This is a genomic window from Priestia sp. FSL W8-0001 (genome assembly GCF_038050335.1).
Lineage (GTDB): Bacteria > Bacillota > Bacilli > Bacillales > Bacillaceae_H > Priestia > Priestia flexa.
This window is the reverse complement of record NZ_JBBPAL010000001.1, coordinates 384,018-405,345: the sequence shown is the minus strand read 5'-3', so window position 1 is coordinate 405,345 and position 21,328 is coordinate 384,018. Positions and strand designations below refer to the sequence as shown.

At 38.6% G+C, this 21,328-nt stretch carries 23 protein-coding genes and 1 riboswitch; of the genes, 9 read left to right on the top strand and 14 right to left on the bottom strand.

Annotated elements, in window-relative coordinates:
• Window positions 1–43 precede the first annotated feature (43 nt).
• Complete coding sequence (cax, locus tag MKZ18_RS02130) at window positions 44–1,096, bottom strand: calcium/proton exchanger (protein WP_025908666.1); 1,053 nt, start codon at window positions 1,094–1,096, stop codon at window positions 44–46.
• 182 nt (window positions 1,097–1,278) lie between these two features.
• Here cax and MKZ18_RS02125 point away from each other — a divergent pair, with 182 nt between their 5' ends.
• The gene (locus tag MKZ18_RS02125) at window positions 1,279–1,710 is read left to right on the top strand and encodes a pyridoxamine 5'-phosphate oxidase family protein (RefSeq protein ID WP_374699995.1); all 432 of its coding nucleotides are present in this window, start codon (window positions 1,279–1,281) and stop codon (window positions 1,708–1,710) included.
• A 540-nt stretch (window positions 1,711–2,250) separates the two neighbouring features.
• Window positions 2,251–3,753, top strand: a complete 1,503-nt coding sequence (amyS, locus tag MKZ18_RS02120) for an alpha-amylase (protein WP_263622099.1) — start codon at window positions 2,251–2,253, stop codon at window positions 3,751–3,753.
• Window positions 3,754–3,808: 55 nt separating this feature from the next.
• On the opposite strand, the gene MKZ18_RS02115 is transcribed toward amyS, so the two are convergent.
• Both MKZ18_RS02115 and MKZ18_RS02110 read right to left on the bottom strand, forming a co-directional pair.
• A complete protein-coding gene (locus MKZ18_RS02115; protein ID WP_251385494.1) occupies window positions 3,809–4,861 on the bottom strand; it encodes an aldose epimerase family protein in 1,053 nt (350 codons plus the stop codon).
• A 191-nt stretch (window positions 4,862–5,052) separates the two neighbouring features.
• Entirely contained in the window at window positions 5,053–5,370 is a 318-nt protein-coding gene (locus tag MKZ18_RS02110) for a hypothetical protein (protein ID WP_025907495.1), read from the bottom strand.
• Window positions 5,371–5,458: 88 nt separating this feature from the next.
• Between MKZ18_RS02110 and MKZ18_RS02105 the strand changes: the two genes are divergently transcribed.
• Window positions 5,459–6,097 (top strand): hypothetical protein, encoded by a 639-nt coding sequence (locus MKZ18_RS02105; RefSeq protein WP_078990398.1) that lies wholly within the window; start codon window positions 5,459–5,461, stop codon window positions 6,095–6,097.
• Window positions 6,098–6,195: 98 nt separating this feature from the next.
• On the opposite strand, the gene MKZ18_RS02100 is transcribed toward MKZ18_RS02105, so the two are convergent.
• The 4 genes from MKZ18_RS02100 to MKZ18_RS02085 all read right to left on the bottom strand — a co-directional run bounded on the left by MKZ18_RS02100 (window position 6,196) and on the right by MKZ18_RS02085 (window position 8,374).
• A complete protein-coding gene (locus MKZ18_RS02100; protein ID WP_119543650.1) occupies window positions 6,196–6,678 on the bottom strand; it encodes a hypothetical protein in 483 nt (160 codons plus the stop codon).
• Window positions 6,678–7,055, bottom strand: coding sequence for a hypothetical protein (locus tag MKZ18_RS02095; RefSeq protein ID WP_225002192.1), 378 nt, complete (start codon window positions 7,053–7,055; stop codon window positions 6,678–6,680). Before MKZ18_RS02095 ends, MKZ18_RS02100 begins: the two co-directional genes overlap by 1 nt.
• 216 nt (window positions 7,056–7,271) lie before the next feature.
• Complete coding sequence (locus tag MKZ18_RS02090) at window positions 7,272–7,784, bottom strand: hypothetical protein (protein ID WP_251385495.1); 513 nt, start codon at window positions 7,782–7,784, stop codon at window positions 7,272–7,274.
• Between the two features lie 206 nt (window positions 7,785–7,990).
• Window positions 7,991–8,374 carry an OsmC family protein gene (locus MKZ18_RS02085; RefSeq protein ID WP_025907503.1) on the bottom strand — a complete coding sequence of 128 codons (384 nt, stop codon included), beginning with the start codon at window positions 8,372–8,374 and terminating at the stop codon, window positions 7,991–7,993.
• A 143-nt stretch (window positions 8,375–8,517) separates the two neighbouring features.
• Between MKZ18_RS02085 and MKZ18_RS02080 the strand changes: the two genes are divergently transcribed.
• Entirely contained in the window at window positions 8,518–9,708 is a 1,191-nt protein-coding gene (locus MKZ18_RS02080) for an MFS transporter (RefSeq protein WP_144594333.1), read from the top strand.
• Between the two features lie 46 nt (window positions 9,709–9,754).
• Here MKZ18_RS02080 and MKZ18_RS02075 read toward each other — a convergent pair whose 3' ends face one another.
• Together MKZ18_RS02075 and MKZ18_RS02070 are read right to left on the bottom strand one after the other, a co-directional pair.
• Window positions 9,755–10,690, bottom strand: a complete 936-nt coding sequence (locus tag MKZ18_RS02075; RefSeq protein ID WP_025907505.1) for a cation diffusion facilitator family transporter — start codon at window positions 10,688–10,690, stop codon at window positions 9,755–9,757.
• Between the two features lie 12 nt (window positions 10,691–10,702).
• The gene (locus MKZ18_RS02070; RefSeq protein ID WP_025907506.1) at window positions 10,703–11,020 is read right to left on the bottom strand and encodes an ArsR/SmtB family transcription factor; all 318 of its coding nucleotides are present in this window, start codon (window positions 11,018–11,020) and stop codon (window positions 10,703–10,705) included.
• A 326-nt stretch (window positions 11,021–11,346) separates the two neighbouring features.
• Between MKZ18_RS02070 and MKZ18_RS02065 the strand changes: the two genes are divergently transcribed.
• Both MKZ18_RS02065 and MKZ18_RS02060 read left to right on the top strand, forming a co-directional pair.
• Window positions 11,347–11,496, top strand: coding sequence for a BH0509 family protein (locus tag MKZ18_RS02065; protein WP_035319822.1), 150 nt, complete (start codon window positions 11,347–11,349; stop codon window positions 11,494–11,496).
• Window positions 11,497–11,704: 208 nt separating this feature from the next.
• Complete coding sequence (locus tag MKZ18_RS02060; RefSeq protein WP_251385496.1) at window positions 11,705–13,621, top strand: heavy metal translocating P-type ATPase; 1,917 nt, start codon at window positions 11,705–11,707, stop codon at window positions 13,619–13,621.
• 243 nt (window positions 13,622–13,864) lie between these two features.
• Here MKZ18_RS02060 and MKZ18_RS02055 read toward each other — a convergent pair whose 3' ends face one another.
• The 3 genes from MKZ18_RS02055 to MKZ18_RS02045 are packed head-to-tail and all read right to left on the bottom strand — an operon-like array spanning window position 13,865 to window position 15,558.
• On the bottom strand, window positions 13,865–14,701 hold the full coding sequence (locus MKZ18_RS02055; protein WP_025907509.1) for a YihY/virulence factor BrkB family protein: 837 nt from the start codon (window positions 14,699–14,701) through the stop codon (window positions 13,865–13,867).
• A gap of 15 nt (window positions 14,702–14,716) precedes the next feature.
• Window positions 14,717–15,061, bottom strand: coding sequence for a hypothetical protein (locus MKZ18_RS02050; RefSeq protein WP_025907511.1), 345 nt, complete (start codon window positions 15,059–15,061; stop codon window positions 14,717–14,719).
• Between the two features lie 23 nt (window positions 15,062–15,084).
• Entirely contained in the window at window positions 15,085–15,558 is a 474-nt protein-coding gene (locus MKZ18_RS02045; RefSeq protein WP_061786488.1) for a low molecular weight protein-tyrosine-phosphatase, read from the bottom strand.
• Between the two features lie 148 nt (window positions 15,559–15,706).
• Between MKZ18_RS02045 and MKZ18_RS02040 the strand changes: the two genes are divergently transcribed.
• Together MKZ18_RS02040 and ade are read left to right on the top strand one after the other, a co-directional pair.
• Window positions 15,707–15,928 (top strand): DUF1128 domain-containing protein, encoded by a 222-nt coding sequence (locus MKZ18_RS02040; protein ID WP_025907514.1) that lies wholly within the window; start codon window positions 15,707–15,709, stop codon window positions 15,926–15,928.
• Between the two features lie 190 nt (window positions 15,929–16,118).
• Window positions 16,119–16,220, top strand: a riboswitch (purine riboswitch).
• Window positions 16,221–16,297: 77 nt separating this feature from the next.
• Window positions 16,298–18,031 (top strand): adenine deaminase, encoded by a 1,734-nt coding sequence (ade, locus tag MKZ18_RS02035; protein ID WP_251385497.1) that lies wholly within the window; start codon window positions 16,298–16,300, stop codon window positions 18,029–18,031.
• Window positions 18,032–18,300: 269 nt separating this feature from the next.
• On the opposite strand, the gene MKZ18_RS02030 is transcribed toward ade, so the two are convergent.
• Window positions 18,301–19,050 carry a CAP domain-containing protein gene (locus MKZ18_RS02030; RefSeq protein WP_251385498.1) on the bottom strand — a complete coding sequence of 250 codons (750 nt, stop codon included), beginning with the start codon at window positions 19,048–19,050 and terminating at the stop codon, window positions 18,301–18,303.
• 419 nt (window positions 19,051–19,469) lie between these two features.
• On the opposite strand from MKZ18_RS02030, the gene MKZ18_RS02025 reads away from it, so the two are divergent.
• Entirely contained in the window at window positions 19,470–20,681 is a 1,212-nt protein-coding gene (locus MKZ18_RS02025) for an MFS transporter (RefSeq protein WP_251385499.1), read from the top strand.
• 13 nt (window positions 20,682–20,694) lie between these two features.
• Here MKZ18_RS02025 and MKZ18_RS02020 read toward each other — a convergent pair whose 3' ends face one another.
• Window positions 20,695–21,210: a type 1 glutamine amidotransferase domain-containing protein gene (locus MKZ18_RS02020; RefSeq protein ID WP_025907522.1), complete on the bottom strand. Its 516-nt coding sequence runs from the start codon at window positions 21,208–21,210 to the stop codon at window positions 20,695–20,697.
• Window positions 21,211–21,328: the final 118 nt, after the last annotated feature.

The following is a 21,328-nucleotide window of genomic DNA, read 5'->3' as shown; positions in this document are numbered from 1 at the left end:
TATAACCAAAAAAAGCCGAACACTCCTCCAGCTCGACTTTTTCTTAGATTAAATAAAATCCAATTCCCATAATGATGTATGCACCTAATAAAACGGCACCTTCAAACCAGTTTGTATCTCCGTCATTTGAGATAGCCACAGTGACAAAGACTGCTGTTACCATGGCAATAAGCTCTGGCCACGTAAAGACAAGTGGCATTTGCTCCTCAAAAAGCAAAGAGATTAACACCAATACAGGGGCTACAAACATAGCTACCTGAAGCGTAGAGCCAATCGCAATCTCAACGGCCACACCCATCTTATTTTTCACAGCCATAATAATTGCAGATGCGTGCTCGGCTGCGTTTCCAACGATGGCCACGATAATAACCCCGATAAACAGCTCACTCCAGCCGAAGCGAAGCGCAACGGTTTCAATTGTATGTACTAAGCTCTCTGCCACGTAAGCAACAGCGACGGTCGCAAGCAGCAGGACAAGGATTGCTCTACCTTTTGACCATTCTGGCTCTTCGTGTTCTTCCGTTTGCTCGCTTTTATGCTGATATACACCGCGGTGCGTTACTAGTTTAAATAATAGTGCGGCTAAGTAAAGAAGAATTAACGTGATTGATACGCCAACGCTTAGTACCATCGTCTTTTGATTATTCATTCCTTGAGAGAATACTTCTGGAATAACAAAAGCTACAATCACTGCAAAAATTAACAATCCAGAGTTATGGCGCGCATCATATACGTTAAATTCCTGACGCTTAAACTTTAATCCTCCAATAAAGAAAGATAAGCCACCAACAAGAAGCAGATTTCCCAAAACAGAACCCGTTAATGAAGCTAATACAACACCGATCAATCCAGCTTTTAATGCGAAAATAGAAATGATAAGTTCAACGGCATTACCAAACGTTGCGTTTAACAATCCTCCGATTCGCGGTCCTGCGACCACAGCCAGACTTTCCGTAGCGCGCCCCATATATGCTGCCAAAGCTATAATGGTCAAGCAAAACACTGCAAACATGAGAACCTGCGACCAGTGCAGAAGATTACCAATCACCGATAGCGGAACACCAATGAGCACCATTATAAAAAACACTCGATTCATTCATATGCACCTACTTCTCTAAGTTAAATCCATTCACTCTACAAGCTTCGTCTTTCTAACGCTTGTTTATTCATTATCACTGTTACCTCTTTATTTTTTAAAGTTAAACTTTTTTATGAACAAAATAAATTCTTCTTTAAGAAAATGTTTAAAAAAAGGCCAAACTAGCAAAAGTAAGAAAGATGAAGAAAGGAATTGAGCATATGTCAGATGTAAAACAAAAAGTACTATCTATTTTAGATAACTATAAGGTTGGCACGCTTGCCACAATCCAAAATAACAAACCCTATTCTCGCTTTATGATGTTTTCTCACGACGACCTTGTACTTTACACAGCAACAAACAAAAACACGCACAAGGTTGACGACATTCAATCTAATCCATACGTTCATATTCTCCTCGGCTATGACGGCCAAGGCTGGAATGATCCGTATGTTGAAATCGAAGCAAAAGCTCTAATTGAAGACAACAAAGAACTAAAAGAAACGTTTTGGAACGACCATTTAAAAGAATGGATTAACAGCCCAGACGACCCAAACTACGTGCTCCTTCAGCTAACACCTGAAAATATTCGCTACTTCGAAAAAGCAGGTAGCGAACCTGAAGAGTTATAATCCTTTAAAAAGAGTTTGGGACATAACAAAATGATTGCTTCTAAGAGACGAACAATAGCTGTTCCAATCTTTTTGGTTTGTCTGAACACGTTCGTTCCATTGCGCTACGGCCACTCGCTTTCCGCGGGGAGGAACCTGAGCTTCCTCGCTGCGCTGCGGGATCTCAGTTTTCCCTCTCTTTCCCGCAGGAGTCGAGTGTCCTACGCTCCATTCCACCCTGTTTCCAACATTGTTTTCACAATCAACAAAAAAACTGAACGATTAAAAGTGAGAAACTCTCAATCGTTCAGGTTTATCATTGGCTGAATTACTTATGTCCCAGCCTCTTTTTTATGCTTTTAGCTTTATATAGTCAATAAAGCTGATGAATTTTTATTTTTTTAAAAAACTAGATAACTTTCTTTCTTTTTTTTGAAAAAAAGAAGGATTTTTTATTGTTCATCTCTAAACCCTCTTTTGGTAACGTTTACAAAAAGTGAAGGGGATGGAAATGTGAGAACAAAAAGTTCAAGAACATGGTTTAGTTTACTTCTTGCTTTATTGATTTTTGTGCCAACGGTTGCACCGAATCATAAAGCGGAAGCAGCAGCGCAAAACGGAACGATGATGCAATACTTTGAATGGTACGTGCCCAATGATGGCCAACACTGGAACCGATTGCGCAATGATGCGGCATACTTAAAAAGCATAGGTGTTTCGGCTGTTTGGACACCTCCTGCTTATAAAGGTACAAGCCAAAATGATGTTGGATATGGCGCTTATGATCTCTATGATTTAGGGGAATTCAATCAAAAAGGAACGATTCGAACAAAGTACGGAACAAAAGCAGAATTAAAATCAGCGGTTAGTACTCTCAAATCAAACGGCATTCAAGTATATGGAGATGTCGTTATGAATCATAAAGGTGGCGCTGACTATACTGAAAACGTAACAGCAGTTGAAGTAAACCCTTCTAACCGAAATCAAGAAACTTCAGATGAATATACCATCCAAGCGTGGACTGGCTTTAACTTTCCAGGTCGCGGGACTACGCACAGTCCATTTAAATGGCAGTGGTATCATTTTGATGGAACGGACTGGGATCAATCACGAAACGCCAGCCGCATTTTTAAATTCCGTGGAACAGAAAAAGCGTGGGACTGGGAAGTATCAAGTGAAAACGGCAACTATGATTATTTAATGTATGCTGACCTTGATTTTGATCACCCCGATGTTGGGAACGAAATGAAGAACTGGGGCGTATGGTACGCAAACGAAGTCGGCTTAGACGGCTTTCGCTTAGACGCAGTGAAACATATTAAGCATTCCTACTTAGGGGATTGGGTCAACCATGTTCGTACGAAAACCGGAAAAGAAATGTTTACAGTGGCAGAGTACTGGCAAAACGATGTGAATGCCATTAATAACTACCTAGCAAAGGTAAACTATAACCATTCTGTCTTTGATGCACCTCTTCACTACAATTTCCATTATGCTTCTCAGTCTGGTGGAAATTACGATATGAGAAATTTATTAAACGGAACGGTTGTTGCTGCACACCCAACAAAGGCCGTAACGTTAGTTGAAAATCACGATTCACAGCCAGGTCAGTCCCTAGAATCCGTTGTACAGCCTTGGTTTAAACCGCTAGCCTATGCGTTTATCCTAACAAGAGCAGAAGGTTACCCAAGCATATTTTACGGTGACATGTACGGTACAAAAGGAAACAGTTCATATGAGATCCCAGCTTTAAAAACAAAGATAGAGCCTCTATTAAAAGCTCGTAAAGATTACGCATACGGTACGCAGCACAATTATATGGACCACTGGGACGTAATTGGCTGGACGCGAGAAGGAGACAGCACAAAAGAAAAATCTGGTCTCGCAACGCTTGTTACAGATGGAGCTGGCGGATCAAAATGGATGTATGTTGGAAAACAAAACGCTGGTGAGGTTTGGTACGACATTACAGGTAATCGAACAGATAAGATTACGATTAATACAGATGGATGGGGGAATTTCCAAGTAAACGGTGGATCCGTATCTGTTTACGTTCAGCAATAAAAACAACAAAAAAAAGCTCTGCGGTGAAGCATTATCCCGCAGAGCTTTTTAATAGTTAACTCTCAACCGTCGCAAATCGATACATCGTATTTGCAGAGTAAACTTTGTTTTTTTCTAATACAATAGACGGAAATTCTGCATGATGAATAGCGTTTGGTAAATTCTGCGTCTCTAAGCATAAACCGAGGTATTCACGACTTTTCACATCGCGAATCATGCCTGTATTTTCAAGCATATTCGCCGTATATAACACGACGCACGGCTGGTCTGTTTCTACGATAAGCTTGCGCCCGCTATCATAATCAACCACCGTTATTTCTTCGTTTTGATTCTCGCTCAGTAAAAACGGATGATCGTAGCCATTGCCAACCTTCACATTTTGAGGATGCTGAGATTCTACACCCGCTCGAACCTTCTTACCTTCTCTAAGATCAAACGCAGTATCCGTTACGTTTACTTTTTCACCCGTAGGAAGCATGATATCGTTAAGCTCTAAAAAAGCATCACTCTTCATTGTTAATTCATGCTCTAAAACGTCTCTTTTGACGTTTCCACTTAAGTTAAAGTACGTATGGTTCGTCATATTCAGCAGCGTATCTTGATCTGAAATCCCCTGATATGATAATTTGAGCTCATTCTCGTTCGTAAGCGTATACATTACGCTGACTTTTAAATTACCTGGATACCCATTTTCACCGTCTGGGCTATCATATGTAAACGTAACGCTTACCTCATCCTGATTTTCTTTCACTTCAGCATTCCAAATGACATGGCTAAACGCTTTGTCTCCACCATGAAGATGCTTCTCCCCTTCATTTTTTGAAAGCTCATACGTCTTATTCGCAATTTCCACTTTAGCTGGATGGATTCTTCCTGCTACCCGTCCGACAACTGCCCCAAAGTAAGCCGTGTTATGAAGGTAGCCTTCTACTGAATCATAACCTAGTACCACGTTTTCAACCTTTCCAGCTTGATCTGGCACCTGAATTTTAGTAATGATGCCTCCCAAGCTAATACACGTTACGGACATATTGTTATCGTTAGTCATCGTGTATGCCATCACTTCTTGACCGTGTAGTTCTCCAAACAAGCGTTGTGTAATGTTCATCTGTTTCCCCTCTGTTTCATTAGTATATGTAATGCGTAAGTATAATTGAAAGTATATCATTACTAGATAATTTATTGCTAAAAGTAGTCTTTAGCAAACATAAAAAAGAGCAGAAAAACATGTATTCTTCCACTCTTTTCTCTATTGCTAATAGTAGTTAATGGATTAATCAACTAAATGCGTAAATCAATCTACTCCTCTTTTAGCGTAAAAATTGTTAAAAGAGCTAAAAGAATTGTAGTAATAATGATTAGATTGAGAACAAGAACAGACAGATACTCATCGCGAATAATTAAAGCTACAATTGATATAGTTACCATTGCTCTTGTGGTATTGATATAATGATTTTTTTTACTACTGACTGCTAATTTTAAATGTATAACTAACTGTAAAAGAATAATAAAAAACAAAATAACAAGTTGTGCTAAGCTGATTCTCTCATAAAAATTATTAATCCATAATATTACTAAAGGGGGAATTAAATAAAAAATCTTATAAAATATGTTCATTTCTACCAAAAACCTCCTAATTTATGTTGAGGTATATTTTAGGTTATTATCTACAACATTATATTCTCATAAAATAGGAGGAAGTAAAATGGAAAAGTCTAAAAAACTATTTTTAATTACTATTTCACTAGTTTTCCTATTTTCTTTTTTAGGACCTTCGTTTTCCTATGCAGAAAATCAGGAAGAGATTAGTCCAGAACAGTTAGAGAGCCTCACATCTATAGATGGAACTATACTAGACTTGATTGATAGATTACCTGAATCAGTATCAGATCGGGGTATTGAAGCTTCAGCTAACTGGTTAAATAAAAATAAAGGTAAGGAACTATCCAATATCAAATTTTCTTCTGATTCAGAAAATATGTATATAACACAAACCGACAGTCCACAAGATAACACCTCTAATAATGTAGTTAAAGCTGCGGGGTGGGCTGAAGCAGGGGCATGTGCTGTTGCTTTAGGTACAGCTGCTGTTCAAGCTTTACCTTGGGCTAAACTTTTAAAGTTAAAAAAAGCTGCAAAAGTGGCTGGGGGCTTAGAAAAGCTTTTTACGAAACTTATTAATTCTTACAAACATCAGCGCAACTTAGGCTACTCAAAAACAAATGCTGCGAAAAGAGCTGTAAACATTGTAGCAAATAACTTTCCAAAAGATTTAAAAGATGCTTTGTTAGAAGTACTGGGAATAGGCGGCGCTATAACAGCTTGTGGGGTGTTATTAAAGTAAGTATAGTATAGTAGAGTTAGTTATGTATTATTATTTCAGATACGAGAAAAGGTGATTTACCAATTGGTAATCACCTTTTCTCGTATCTATTATAATTTTCACCCTTTAAAAATCACAGCAATCATTTCATCTTCCGTCATGCCGCTATCAACTTCAAACGTTCCTGGACGGAGGTTATTTTCAACGCCTTGACCTTCTACCTTCTTGTAGAACTCAAAGCCGCTTTTTACGATTTTAGCTTTTTCAAGAATCTCACCAACATCAACTGCCGTCATACCAGATGACACGTTGATGATCGTACGATAAACCGCCTCTTCTTCTTTTGGTTGCTCTTCTTTTTCTTCTTTCGGTTCTTTTCCAACTGCTTGCACTGCTTCTGCTTTCGCATCAGCTAACTGCTTGTCCAGTTCTTCTTGGGTTTGAACTATAAAACCTTTGTCTTCTAACTGGGTTTGCATCTCTTCTTCTGATAACTCTTTAGAAGTTGAGGTTGAAGATGGCTCAAGCAAGTACACAATGCCCGTTGCGGTTGCTGCAACGAGTAAACCCATAGCAAAGCTGCGTAGCGTATTCGGTGTCATTATGCCATCATGCTCCCTTCATCTTTCTTCTTCGTGTAAGGAGCCAGCAATTGTTCCACTTCTTGTTGCGTATAGCCTTTCATTCGTCCTGCAATGCTTTCAAACGAATAACCGCGCTTATGCATGTCAATCATATTGCGAAGATCTTTACGCTCAGGTGATTCTAGACCTAATACACCTGATTTTTCTGCTGTAATGGCTGCATCGATTTCAAGAGTGCGGATGCGATCATTCAATTCATTCATTTCTTGTCCAATTGTTAACGTCAGCTGTTCTAACTGCTGGTCTGTATGAGTTTGTGATTGTTTTGTCTTTCTGAAAGATAAAATAAGCAATAAAATAGCTATGCCTAATAAAATAATTATAAGTAATCCCATGGTAAATCCTCCCTTATCTATACATCGATTATCTCATTCATACTGAATTATACATTGATAAAGTTGGTATTTCGAATCAAAGCCCTAAAACCAACCGATAGTCCTATCAGTATCTCAAGAAACCTTTAGCAATCAAATCTATCTTACTTGTCTTTTCCTTTTCTTTCAATCTTTTATTAGTTCTATATACCTATTATATATAAGTTGGTGCGTATCTTATTGATGTTCATGATACGTATCATACAAGCCTTTATAGTCATCTTTTAACTTAGCGACGTTAGTAGTATCATTGGAAATAACATCAATAACATCGGTACTTACATATAACAAATAGTCATTCGAATAAAATGAGATATACGCTGGTCTTCTTCCTTTTCTGATACTTAAACAATAATTATAAACATCGATAGAACTTAGTTTTTTGATAGAAGCATAGACAACTGCATTATTTTCATCTTCCGCTACTACGTGTTCTTGCCAATTATTCAGCTGCAGAATTCGACCAACTTTGGACTTAGCTGATTGGCGCTTTCCATTGAAAATATATTGCGAAATAAAAATAGCATTGATGTCTTTTCTCTCCTGAAAGACTTCGTTAATGATGCTTTTAAAATCAGCCAGCGATATTTCATAAAGATCAAACCGAATTTTATTGTTCTGATGAACTTGGAAAAAAGGTATCCCTTTCGTACAGTCAAAATCAATCGTAAAATCTTTTAATTTAACCAAATGATATCAAACTCCTCTTCTTTTTAGGTCCCAGTCCTAGGTTTCCAAACGTGTTACCTCACAATATATAGAAATATATTCCAAACATCTTTTTTATTATAGATGGATTTTAGTCAAAATTGAACCTTTATTTTACATGAAACAGCACAAGAATAATTACGGAAACAAAAAAAACCCCTCTCAAATTCAATCTGAGAGGGGCAAGCTTATGCGACTAATTCAAATGATTCCGTTACCTCAATGCTGTTAATAACAGATTGAAGCATTGAGCAATTCTTTCTAGCAAGCTCAATTGACTTTTCGATTTTATCGTGCGGAAGGTTTTCCCCGCTAATTTTATAGTGTAAATGAATGCTTTCAATGCGATTTGCTTCTTTTTCGTTGCGCGTCACGTCTGCTGAGATGTGAATATCTTTAACCGCAATGCGCTTCTTTTCTAATATTTTGCGAAGAACGCCACCGCTACAAACCGCAATGGATGAAACCATTAATTGAAAAGGACGAAAGCCGTATTCATCATCTCCTGCCACCTGCAAATTTCCAAACGGTAAATCTGTTGAGAAACCAACTTCCTGCATTTTAAATTCCATTTTAAAATACCTCCTAGGGTTTTACTTCGTTATATCACGAAATGGAATAACACTCAAATAATTAAGTTCGCTTATTGTCATTTTCAGATAGGTTCTATAGGATTATACGTGGAGAAAAAACATCTTAAAACGAGGTCACTTATATGAACAAAACGTTGCGAACACGATTTTGGATTTTGGTTAGTCTAGTAGCAATTTCTGGCTTTAGTCAAGGTATGCTTCTACCCCTCATTGCCATTATCTTTGAAAAAGATGGGGTATCATCGACTTTAAACGGATTAAACGCCGCTGGACTGTACATTGGTATTTTATTAGCCTCTCCATTTATGGAGCCACTCTTACGAAAGCATGGCTACAAACCTATCATTATGTGGGGAGGAGCTTTAGTCATTTTATCCCTCTTTTTGTTTCCGCTTTGGAAATCCGTTACGTTTTGGTTCTTGCTTCGTCTCGCGATTGGAATTGGGGATCACGCTCTTCACTTTGCAACGCAAACGTGGATTACAGCCTTTTCACCTGTAGATAAGCGCGGACGCAACATCTCACTGTACGGCCTTTCTTTTGGTATTGGCTTTGCAGTCGGTCCTTTAATGGCCAATTTAGTTAACGTGAGTGAAACGTTACCATTTATTTTTTCAGCTTTCATTTGCTTAGTCACATGGGTATTTTTATTTTTATTAAAAAATGAGATTCCAACGGGTGACGAAGAAGTAAGCACAATGTCTTTTACTGCAACAATGAAGCGCTTTTCCAATGCCATCAAATACGGCTGGATTGCTTTTTTACCACCACTCGGCTATGGGTTTCTAGAGTCTTCGCTAAATGGTATCTTTCCTATTTATGGATTACGAATTGGCCTAAACGTAGAATTTATTTCACTCCTGCTGACTTCTTTTGCAGTCGGTGGCATTATATTTCAGCTTCCCCTTGGTATGCTGAGTGATAAACATGGACGAAAGTTTGTTCTTCACTGGGTTTTGTTTTTAGGCTCTGGAGCGTTTTTACTGGCAACGCTACTAGAAGCAACAACGATTCCACTGTTAGCTTGTTTGTTTATCGGAGGTATGCTTCTTGGCTCTACGTTTAGCTTAGGAATTAGCTATATGACGGATCTCATGCCAAGCTCGCTGCTACCAACAGGTAACTTGCTATGTGGAATTGCCTTTAGCGTTGGAAGCTTAGCGGGACCGTACCTAGGTGGAACCTTTATCGGATTGTTTGAAGGATTAAGCTTTTTTGTCATTATTAGTTCTGTATTGTTTTTAATTTTCCTATGTATCTTTTTATTTAGTACATCGGTGCAGACGTATAAAGAGACTACTTTGTCAAAGTGAATAGAAAAGGAGGCTGCTTTATTACAGCCTCCTTTTCTATTCTCCTCTATACCTTCAGCTCACCATGCTCCAGTCCCGACTTCTCAACTTGAATCGTCGAATGCTCAATGCCACACTGCTCGTTCACTAAGTTCAGCGCTTTTTGTAAAATAGCCTGGCAGTCCTGGTCGTCACTTACTTGTAAATGACAGCTAAAAGAATGAAGTCCCGATGTAATCGTCCATACATGAATATCGTGAACACCTTTTACGCCATCAATTTCTTTAAGTAGTTCCTTGATTTTATTTATATCTACGTGTGCAGGAGAACCTTCCATTAGGATATGAAAGCTATGAGTTAATACTCCCCACGCACTTTTTAGAATTAGGAGTGCAACCACAACGGAAATAATAGGATCGGCAATATACCAATTAAACAAAAGCATGAGCAGCCCGGCAACTAAAGCGCCAACAGAGCCTAAAGCATCCCCTAACACGTGTAGGTATGCACTTCGCAAATTAACGTTATCCTTTACGTCCCCTTGTCGTAGCAGCGACCACGCACTAAGCAGGTTAGCACCTAAACCAATGGCTGCAATAATCATCATTGTACCACTCGCAACCGTTTGTGGATTTAATACTCGTTCATATGCTTCATAAATAATAAAACCTGCGATAACAAAGAGAGTTACTCCGTTAAACAAGGCAGCTAATACTTCGAAGCGATAATACCCGTACGTTTTTTCAGATGAAGCTGCACGGTTTGCAAACCAAATGGCTACAAGACTCAGTGCTAATGAACTTGTATCCGAAAGCATATGACCACTGTCTGATAGAAGAGCCAAGCTATTTGTGACAAGTCCTCCAATGAATTCTAAAATCATGATACCCGCTGTAATACATAAAGCAATAAGCAACCCTTTTTGGTTGCCTTCACGCTGCATATCAAAGTGTTGATGACCATGGTGATCATGGCCGTGATGGTGATGATGGTGGTGACTCATTCAATCTCCTCCCTATTCTTCATGCACGCATTCAATATGCTGAATCACTTGATTTAAAATACCTACAACATGTTCGTCTGCATATGTGTAAAAGTATGTATTTCCTTCTCTTCTGTATTTCACTAATCGTAAATTTCGCAAATAGCTTAGCTGGTGGGATACAGCAGATTGTGAAATATTTAATACTTCTGTCATATGGCCAACGGAACATTCTTCTTGAAATAGTAAATATAAAATTTTCATTCGTGTCGGATCAGAAATAGCTTTTAGCATGCGAGATGCTTCGTCGACTGTTCTGTCTGATAAAAAGTGATGGTCTTCTCTCTTCATTAAAGATTCCCCTTCCACAACATATGACATTATATGAGCATATGCTCATATACATGATTGTAAATTCAATAAAAATATTTGTCAACTGTTACTATTTCCAGAAATACTGTTTTCATTACTAAGGAGTCGCACGCTCCTTCGCTTCATTATTTTTGTATTTAATCGTTTAAAACTAGATACAGCGTCTGCAATTTCTAGGCTAAATCAACAATTTTAAAAAAATAAGCCTAATTTCAAAAAAAAGCTACACAAAATCCAGAGAACTGTTATATAATACAATTAATAATAATAAGCTGTATTAAAACAGATTGAGAGGAGAAATAACAATGAGCAGACAAGAGCGCAAGAATATGATTATGTTTATTGAAACAATTAAGGGGTTTGATCGTGAGACGTTAATGTACATGACGGATGCTGATATTGAGCATGTTTATTCATCCGCATACCGACTATATGAAGAACACTTAGACATGTGAGCGCATATACTCTTTTTAGGTTATAAGCGCCATTTTCACTATTCCTTCTGTAGCTATTCCATGTTATACTTTTGTTACTAATATATTCAAAAAAACTTTATAACAATTGTAAGACGTGCTGCTATCGCTGAGATGGCAGCTTTTGTGCTTTTTTAGGGGTAATGATTGTGATTATTCTTCTCAACTACTACATTATAGGAGGCTTTTTATGGAACAAACATTAGCAAAAAAACAAGAGAACCAATCGACTTCTTCGTTTCTTGCTGGCATGCAGACACACGGTGAATTGATTGCTGCTCTTGCAAGCGGCGTGCTTATTTTAGTTGCTTGGTTTTTATCAAAACAAGATGCTTCGACCTTATCTATTACGTTATTCATTCTGGCTTATGTTATTGGAGGATTTGCCAAAGCTAAAGAAGGTATTGAGGAAACGATTGAAAATAAAGAACTAAACGTGGAAATGCTGATGATTATTGCAGCCATTGGTGCAGCTGTTATTGGCTACTGGACAGAAGGTGCCATGCTTATCTTTATCTTTGCACTAAGCGGAGCGCTTGAAACATACACCATGAATAAAAGTAGCCGTGAAATTAGTGCTTTAATGGATTTACAGCCTCAAGAAGCAACGCGCTTAAACGGAGATCATGAAGAAGTCGTAGCCATCTCTGAACTACAAGTGAACGATACGTTGCTCGTGAAGCCTGGTGAACGTGTACCGGTAGATGGCATTGTCTTATCAGGTGAAACAACGATTGATCAAGCAGCCATCACGGGTGAATCCGTTCCTGTTTTAAAAGCGGCTGATGAAGAAGTGTTTGCTGGTACAGTAAATTTAAAAGGGGCTATCGTCATTAAAATGACAAAGCCAAGTACGGAAACACTGTTTCAAAAGATTATTCAGCTTGTACAAAGTGCTCAAAGCGAAAAATCACCTTCTCAGCTATTCATTGAACGCTTTGAAGGAACCTATGTAAAAGTGGTTCTCTCTGTTGTTGCCATCATGCTGTTTCTTCCTCACTATGTTCTTGGGTGGAGCTGGACTGAAACGTTTTACAGAGCAATGATTTTACTTGTTGTTGCCTCTCCTTGCGCACTTGTAGCGTCCATTACGCCAGCTTCGCTTTCAGCTATTTCGAACGGAGCTCGTAAAGGAATCCTATTTAAAGGAGGCGTCCATTTAGAGCGATTAAACCATTTAAACGCAGTGGCGTTTGATAAAACGGGGACGCTTACGAAAGGAAAGCCTGAGGTAACAGATGTACTCGTTCGTGACGGCGTTTCTGAAGATGAGTTTTTAATTAAAATTGCTTCCATTGAGCGTCAGTCAAACCATCCGCTTGCTCAGTCAATTGTGCAGTTCGCAAAAGACAAAAGGAATCTTCAGCTACTTCAACCTGAATCTCTTGAAGATGTTCCAGGCTTTGGTGTTATTGGAACGGTCCAAGGTAAACAATGGAAGATTGGAAAAGCAGATTTCATTGGCAAAGATGATGCCACTTCGTTTAAAAACGGAGCTGCGGTAAATCTTGCTTCTGAGGGGAAAACCGTTGTTTATGCAAGAGATGAACACGGCGTTATTGGAATCTTAGCATTAAAAGACGTTGTACGAACAGAAGCAGTAGAAGCCATTAAAGTACTGAAATCACTTGGCATTCACACCGTCATGATTACAGGAGATAGTAAAAAAACAGCGGAAGCAATCGCAAAAGAATGCATGGTAGATGAATATATTTCCGAATGCTTGCCTGAAGCAAAAGTTGACAAAGTAAAAGAATTAAAAGAGAGATATTCGACTGTAGCGATGGTTGGAGACGGAATTAACGACGCACCAGCTCTTGCTACTTCTAATGTTGGAATTGCGATGGGAGAAGGGACAGACGTCGCGTTAGAAACAGCTGACGTTGTACTAATGAAAAACAATTTATCAAGAATTGCCGATGCTGTTAAATTATCTAAGAGAATGAACAGCATTGTTAAGCAAAACGTCATCTTCTCAATCAGCGTTATTTTCTTATTAATTTCGTCAAACTTCCTTCAAGTTCTTGATATGCCTTTTGGCGTTATTGGGCATGAAGGAAGCACAATTCTTGTTATCCTAAACGGACTGCGCTTATTAAAGTCTTAACACAAAAAGAGGCCCTTCACCAGGCCTCTTTTTTTATAAAAGCATATTCCTTAATGGTAGCCGTTTTGCCCATTTTGGCTATTACTTGTCTTATGCTTTGGATGGCTTTTTTTGTTTTGTTTCGTGTTGCTTCCGTCTTTTTTCGTATGTTTTGTCATGGTAAATCCCCCTTTCATTTCACCATTAGTATGCCCGCTTCCTACTCTTCGTTTCATACCAATATATGCAAATAGGGTGGTCGCCTTATGCTTTGATTGCTTTTTTTCGCTCATAAAAAATGGCGTTAATTTCTCCACCAATGACAATAATCATTCCTGACAAATACAGCCAGATCAACAATACAATAATGCCGCCTAAGCTCCCGTACGTTGCCGTATAGTTTCCAAAATTATTAACGTAATATGAGAAAATAAACGACACAACCGTCCAACCAATTGTTGCAAAAGCAGCTCCTTGTACAACGTTTTTTAAAGTCAAGCGCTTGTTAGGAGCAAAATAGTATAAACCCATAAAGACAATAAACAGGATAATACCGCTAATAATCCACCTAGAAGCAGCCCATAATGATAAAAAGGTTTCAGATAATCCGAAGGTTGAGAACAGATAAAAGCCGACCATATGACCAAACACAGGTAATAACAGCGCCACAATAATCACGAAAATCATCGCAAACGTTAGTAATACAGCCATACCTCTTGCCACTAGAAAAGGACGATTCTCTTGCACATGGTAAGCACGGTTAAATGCTCGCACAATGGCATTAATTCCGTTAGATGCTGACCACATTGTCGCGATGATCCCAAACGATAACAACTTTCCGTTATGAGAGCCAATAATATTATCTAGATTATTTTCAATCATACTCATTGCTTGATCTGGCGCAAAGCTTTCAACAAGCTCCAATAAATCAGGTGCTTGAACGGGCAAAAAACCAATGAGCGTAATGAGAAAGATTAGAAACGGAAAAAGCGACAAAAGCAAATAGTATGCTAGCTCCGCTGACAGGCTTGGCAGTTCATCGTTATGAATGCGAGCTGCTAATTCTTTTATAAAAGCTACAATCTTTGTTGTGTCGGCCATATGCTCACCTCTCAATTATTTCTGTTCATCTTGGCCATACTTATGTGAGAAAGTCTCCTTTGTTGTTTTTACTACGTCTAATACCTGGGGAGTTGTTTTCTTAAGCTGTTCCACCTGTGTCGTTAAAAACGAAACATCATCGGATACTTGTTCAATTGTTTCACGCACAGCAGCATATTTTTCTTGAAGATTTTGCTTTACCTCATCTGGATGTTTAATCATATGTACCGTCTTATTTTTAACAGCTTTACTGTTTTCAATAACCGTTCTACGCGTATTTTTATCAAGCATTGAAATTGCAGCACCAGCTATTGCTCCAATAATAATCCCTTCAAGAAGTTTACTTTTTCCTTGACTCATATTCCCACTCTCCTCTTGTTTAGTTAGCTTAATTTCTGCTCTTTTATGATTTCTTCTACTAACTGCTTACATCCTGCTGTAACCAGGCCGTATACCTCATCAAAATCCCCCGTATAATAAGGGTCAGGAACATTTTCAACGGACAAATGTGGAACATAATCTAACAGACGCTCAATGCGTACATCACGATGATGTCCAGCCATACGTCTTAAGTTCCCCACATTTTCAGCGTCCATGCCAATAATATAATCAAATTGATTAAGATCTTCTTCAATAACTTGGCGCGCTGTTAAACCTGTAACGTCAATTTGATTGTCCGTTAAAATACGAAGCGTTCCTTCATGAGGTGGCTTGCCCTCATGCCAGTTTCCTGTTCCGGCTGAATCAACCTCAATTTGCTGTTCGAGCCCTTTGTCTTTTACGAACTTTCGAAAGATTGCTTCTGCCATTGGAGAGCGACAGATGTTGCCAAGACATACAAATAGTACTTTAACCATAGTTTCGACTCCTTTCTCTTATTACAAACATTATATACAAGCCTTTTCATTTAAGAAAACCCTGTTTTTGGTCAAAGAGTTTGACAACACAGTGTTCTTCTTATCAAAACATGTTACAATGAGAAAAAAGCTCGGAAGGATGAACATAGTGGATTTATCAGTAAAGTCTCCAGAAAACATTACGTTTATGATTGATCAAATTAGCGAAAAGCTTCGCATGTTAAACATCGGTGCAATTAAAGGCGATGCTTTTGATGAAGAAATGTACGAGGATTTAAAATATTTATATGAAATGGTTATGCGTAAAGACTCATTCAGTCCAAGTGAAATGCAAGCAATTGCAGAAGAATTAGGGGCGTTACGCAAGTAAGCTTAAGCTTCACAAACGCCGTCAATGCCTGCTCTGTACATTGGCGGCTTTTTCTTACCCACATCACTTCTTCCAACTTCACGACATTCGTTTATTTTTCTTTAAAACATTATACGAGTAGAATATTCGCAAAAGTCTTTCTTTTCCAATAGTAATTGACGACTTCTCAAAATACAGATACAATGTATCGCAATGCCTATAAGCATACACTCGTATAATCTTGGAAATAGGGTCCAAGAGTTTCTACCAAACTACCGTAAATAGTTGGACTACGAGAGTTGAACATTTTTATACCTCTATATTACTTCCGAGCGGTGTTCTACTCTTTTTAGTCCTTCATTGTTTCACAATGAGAGGAGATAAACCATTATGTCAAACCATTCACTTAAAAAGCAAATTGCTGTTGCAAATAAACAAATTCCAGCTGACTTAGTCATAAAAAACGGACGTATTATCGATGTGTTTACATTAAGCGTTCTTGAAGCAGACATTGCCATCGCGGACGGAATGATTGTTGGCCTTGGTGAATATGAAGGCAAACAAATAATCGATGCGACTGGCAAATATGTCTCACCTACTTTCATTGATGGCCATGTTCATATTGAGTCATCAATGGTCACACCGAAAGAGTTTGCAAAGCTTCTCGTACCGAGAGGCGTTACCACTGTCGTAACTGACCCTCATGAAATTGCCAACGTTTCAGGCGAAAAAGGCATTGAATTTATGCTCCAAAACTCTGAAAACCTTCCGCTTGAAGTACTTATTAACTTGCCATCAAGCATTCCAGCTACTCCGTTTGAAAGCTCTGGAGCTGTCTTAAAAGCAGAGGACTTACGACCTTTTTTCAATCATGAACGCGTGATTGGTTTAGCGGAAGTTATGGACTTTCCTGCTGTCCGTGATGCGAACGATGATATGCTTGCTAAACTTCAGGCAGCCAAAGATCATCAAGGCGTAATCGATGGCCATGGAGCCGGATTGGATGCAACAGGGATTAATATTTATCGAACAGCTCACATTTCAACGGATCACGAATGCGTAACAGCTGATGAAGCACTCGAGCGCGTTCAGCGTGGCATGCACGTCCTTATCCGTGAAGGCTCTGTTGCCAAAGATTTGAAGCAGTTGCTGCCGGCTGTTAATGAGCGCAACGTTCGACGATTCTTATTCTGTACAGACGATAAGCATCTAGATGATTTGCTAGCCGAAGGATCTGTTGACCACAACGTTCGCCTTGCAGTGAACGAAGGTTTGGACCCACTTATGGCAATCCAAATGGCATCATTAAACGCAGCTGAGTGCTACGGTTTAGCGCAACAAGGTGCTGTTGCTCCTGGATACAAAGCAAACATCATGCTATTTGATGAACTAGAAAATATTTATGCGTCAACGGTTATTACAAATGGAGAAGTAGTGGCCAAAAGCGGCCAGCTTGTCGTTGAACCGGCTAATGAAACAAACGAGCCTAAAGACTTGATGCACTCGGTAAATTTGAAATCTATTTCCATTGAACAGCTGCAAATTAACATGAAGAACAATAAAGCAAATATTATTGAAATCATTCCAAACCAGCTTATTACCAACCACGTAGTGGAAGAAGTAGTAGTTGAAAACGGAACGTTCACGATTGATACAGAAAGAGATCATTTAAAATTAGTCGTGGCCGAGCGCCACCACCAAACGGGCAATATCGGCCTTGGGATTGTCAAAGGGTTTCAATTAAAAGACGGAGCCATCGCAACAACGATTGCTCACGACTCTCACAATGTTGTAGCTGTTGGTACAAATGACCGGGATTTATTGATGGCCATTAAAAAAATGGAAAAAACCCAAGGTGGAATTGTACTCGTAAAGGATGAACAAGTGCTTGCTTCTCTTCCACTTTCAATTGGAGGCCTCATGTCCCCTCTATCTTACGAACAAGTAAACAAAGAGCTTCACGTTCTACATGAAGCGTTAAAAGGATTAGATATTAGCGATGCCTTCAATCCATTGCTTACTTTATCTTTTTTAAGCTTACCCGTTATCCCATGCTTAAAATTAACGGATAAAGGACTTTTTGACTTTATGAGCTTTAAACATATTGATATAGAAGCGAATTAATTCACAAAAAAGCTCACTCTCGTAATGAGAGTGAGTTTTTTATTTATACGTACGCGTAGACGTTGTTGAACGATTCTTTCGGTTTTTATAGTACTGGTAGCCTTCTTTCATTAAAATAGGGAATACAGCTACTATGATTTTTTTTAAAATTCTTCTCATGCGCATCGCACCCTTTCCTTGTCTTATGACATTAATTTACCCGACTTTCTTTAATAAAAAACATAAAAAAGCAAGCAGGTTTTCTTCTGCTTGCTTTCTTGTGTCATGAATTATTTTGAAATAAACATTTGTGTCCAGTAAGTTGAATCTCCTTCAACAAAGCCTACACCGATGTGAGTGAAATCAGGGTTCATGATGTTTTTACGGTGGCCATCACTGTTCATCCAGCCTTCCATTACTTCTTCAGGTGTTTTTTGACCTTTTGCAATGTTTTCACCTGCAGATGAATATTCAATGCCAAATTGCTTCATCATATCAAATGGTGAACCGTACGTTGGTGAAGTGTGGTCAAAGTAACCTTTATCCATCATGTCTTTTGATTTTTCACGAGCTACGTCACTTAGTTCTGTGTCAAGCTCAAGTGGTTTTAAACCTTCTTTCGCTCGCTCTTCGTTTACTAATGTAACTACTTGTTGTTCAAACTCGCTTACGTTTTTTGCTTCAGCTTTTGAATCTTTAGATTCTGCTGGCTTTGCTTCAGCTTGCTGAGCTGGCTGTGCTTCAGCTTGCTGAGCTGGCTGTGCTGCTTCTTCTTTTGGTTTTGCTTCAGCTGCTGGTGCTGCTTCAGCTTTTGGCTGTGCTTCTTTCTTAGCTGGTGCTGCCGCCTCAGCTTTTTGTGGTTGAGCGTTGTATTTCTTTACTAACTCATCGACATTTATATTTTGTGCTGCTTGAGCATCTTTAATAGTAATTTGCTTTGGTGTGTTGCAGTCAGGTGCAGCTGCGTTAGCTTGTCCTGCTGTTAATAAGCCGATTGAAACGGCACCTGCGATTGTAGCAATACGGAACTTCTTATTCATGTTGTAAATTCCTCCTTGAAAGATATCTGTATTTGTAGACAGCTACGCTACAGAATGAATCTGCTAATCTCGCGTTGCATATTCATTGTTACATGGATTCATAGATTCAATCAACCGCTTTTCCGTTACCAAAATTAACTAGAGTTTTTTGTAATTTTTTTTTAATATATCGCTAGCCCTTGGTATTCCTCACTTTTCCCCTCTCTTTTTCCATTCTATTAAAATCACTAGTAATATAACTGTAAATATAGCGTTATAAACGTTACAAGAAAAGAATGAGAATAATAGGAATGAGACCATTTTATATCCTTTTTTACCATTCAAGAAGATGTTTTGTGATATGATTCAGTGTGTAGATTCATTTAGAAACACGAAGTACTTTGTCGACATACTTACTAAAATGATCGGGGAACGATATTATGTGGAAAAATCGCAATGTATGGATTTTGCTGTTGGGTGAGCTAATCGCTGGATTAGGTCTATGGATGGGGATTATCGGCAATCTAGAGTTTATGCAGGCTAAAATCCCTTCTGATTTTATGAAATCAATTATCTTAGCCATTGGAATTGTCATTGGGGTTGCCCTCGGTCCTCTTGCTGGAAAGCTTACTGACCAATTACATAAAAAGAAAGTAATGCTAGCAGCCGGATTGCTTCGAACAATCAGCGTCTTATTTATGCTGCTTGCATTAGCAACTGATTCAATTGGCTGGATGATTGTTTTCCTTATTTTAATTCAAATTTCTGCTGCATTCTATTTTCCTGCTCTGCAGGCTACCCTTCCCCTTGTTGTAGATGAAAAAGAATTACTTCAGCTAAACGGCGTATACATGAATGTTTCTACGCTGTCTAGAATTTTAGGTACAGCATTGGGCGGTGCTCTTTTAATGATCATGCCTTTACATACGCTTTACCTCTTTTCATTCGCTGCTTATCTCGCTTTATTTTTATTAACGATGCTATTAAAAGTTGACGATGACAGCGTGTCGAAGGTTGGGGAACATGTAAAAGAAAAGCGGGATTTTAGCACGTTATTCCCAATGATTAAGCAGGAGCCTATTGTTTCAATTACGCTTATCATGCTGTTGATTCCTTTATTATTTATTGGTGGCTTTAACTTAATTGTCATTAACATTAGTGAGCTTCAAGACAGCGCAGCTATTAAAGGCTGGATCTATACAGCTGAAGGAATTGCATTTATGCTCGGTGCGTTTACTGTTAAACAACTCACGAAATATATAAGCCAAGTGCAAATCTTATTTGTTTTTTCATTATTTGTAGGGGTTTCACAACTCATGCTCTACATGGCTACAAATTCTCTTATTACTATCATCGCATTCACAATTTTCGGCTTTGCTATCGGCTGTTTTTTCCCTGTTGCAGCAACGATTTTTCAAACAACCGTACCAAAAGACTTTCACGGTCGCTTCTTTTCGTTCCGTAATATGCTTGAACGTATCGTCTTTCAAGTTGTGCTTCTAACAACGGGCTTCTTGCTAGATAGCATTGGTTTTCAATTAATGACGGTTGCTTTTGGAATGGTCTCTGTTGGTCTTACCATCCTCTTTTACATTTGGTATCGCCAAACTCGTCAACGAGTCACTTTAAACAAGAAAAAAGCGCTCAGCTGAGCGCTTTTTATTCTTATGATAGTACATTTACTGATTCACGAATGAATGCAGGTAAATCATCAGGTGTACGGCTTGTAACTAGTTGGTTTTGGCACACAACAACTTCTTTATCATGGAAGTTTGCGCCTGCGTTTTTCAAGTCAACCGCAATTGACTTATAGCCTGTAATATCGCGACCTTTTAACGTATCTGCATTAATTAAAAGCTGCGGGCCGTGACAGATGGCCATAACCGGCTTTTTCTCATCCATAAATGCTTTTGTAAATGCAACGACATCATCGTTAGCGCGCAGAATGTCAGGTGAAAAACCTCCTGGTAAGAATAAAGCATCAAACTCTTCTGGCTTTACCTCTTTAATACCTTTATCAATGCTGATCGTTGTTTCTCCTTGCTTACCTTTTACTGTTTTGCCGCCTTCAACGTCAATCGTTGTTAGCTCATGACCTGCTTCTTTCAATGCTTTGGCAGGGTCTGTATATTCCACATCTTCAAATAAATCTGTTACTAATACTGCGATTTTTTTACTCATCTCAACAAGCAACTCCTTTATTTCTGTGTAATAGCTTTTGTTCTATAAATAATGTACCCTTGTCTTTTCACCTTAAACATGGAATTTACAAATGATATGTACAAAAAAAAAGCTTTGC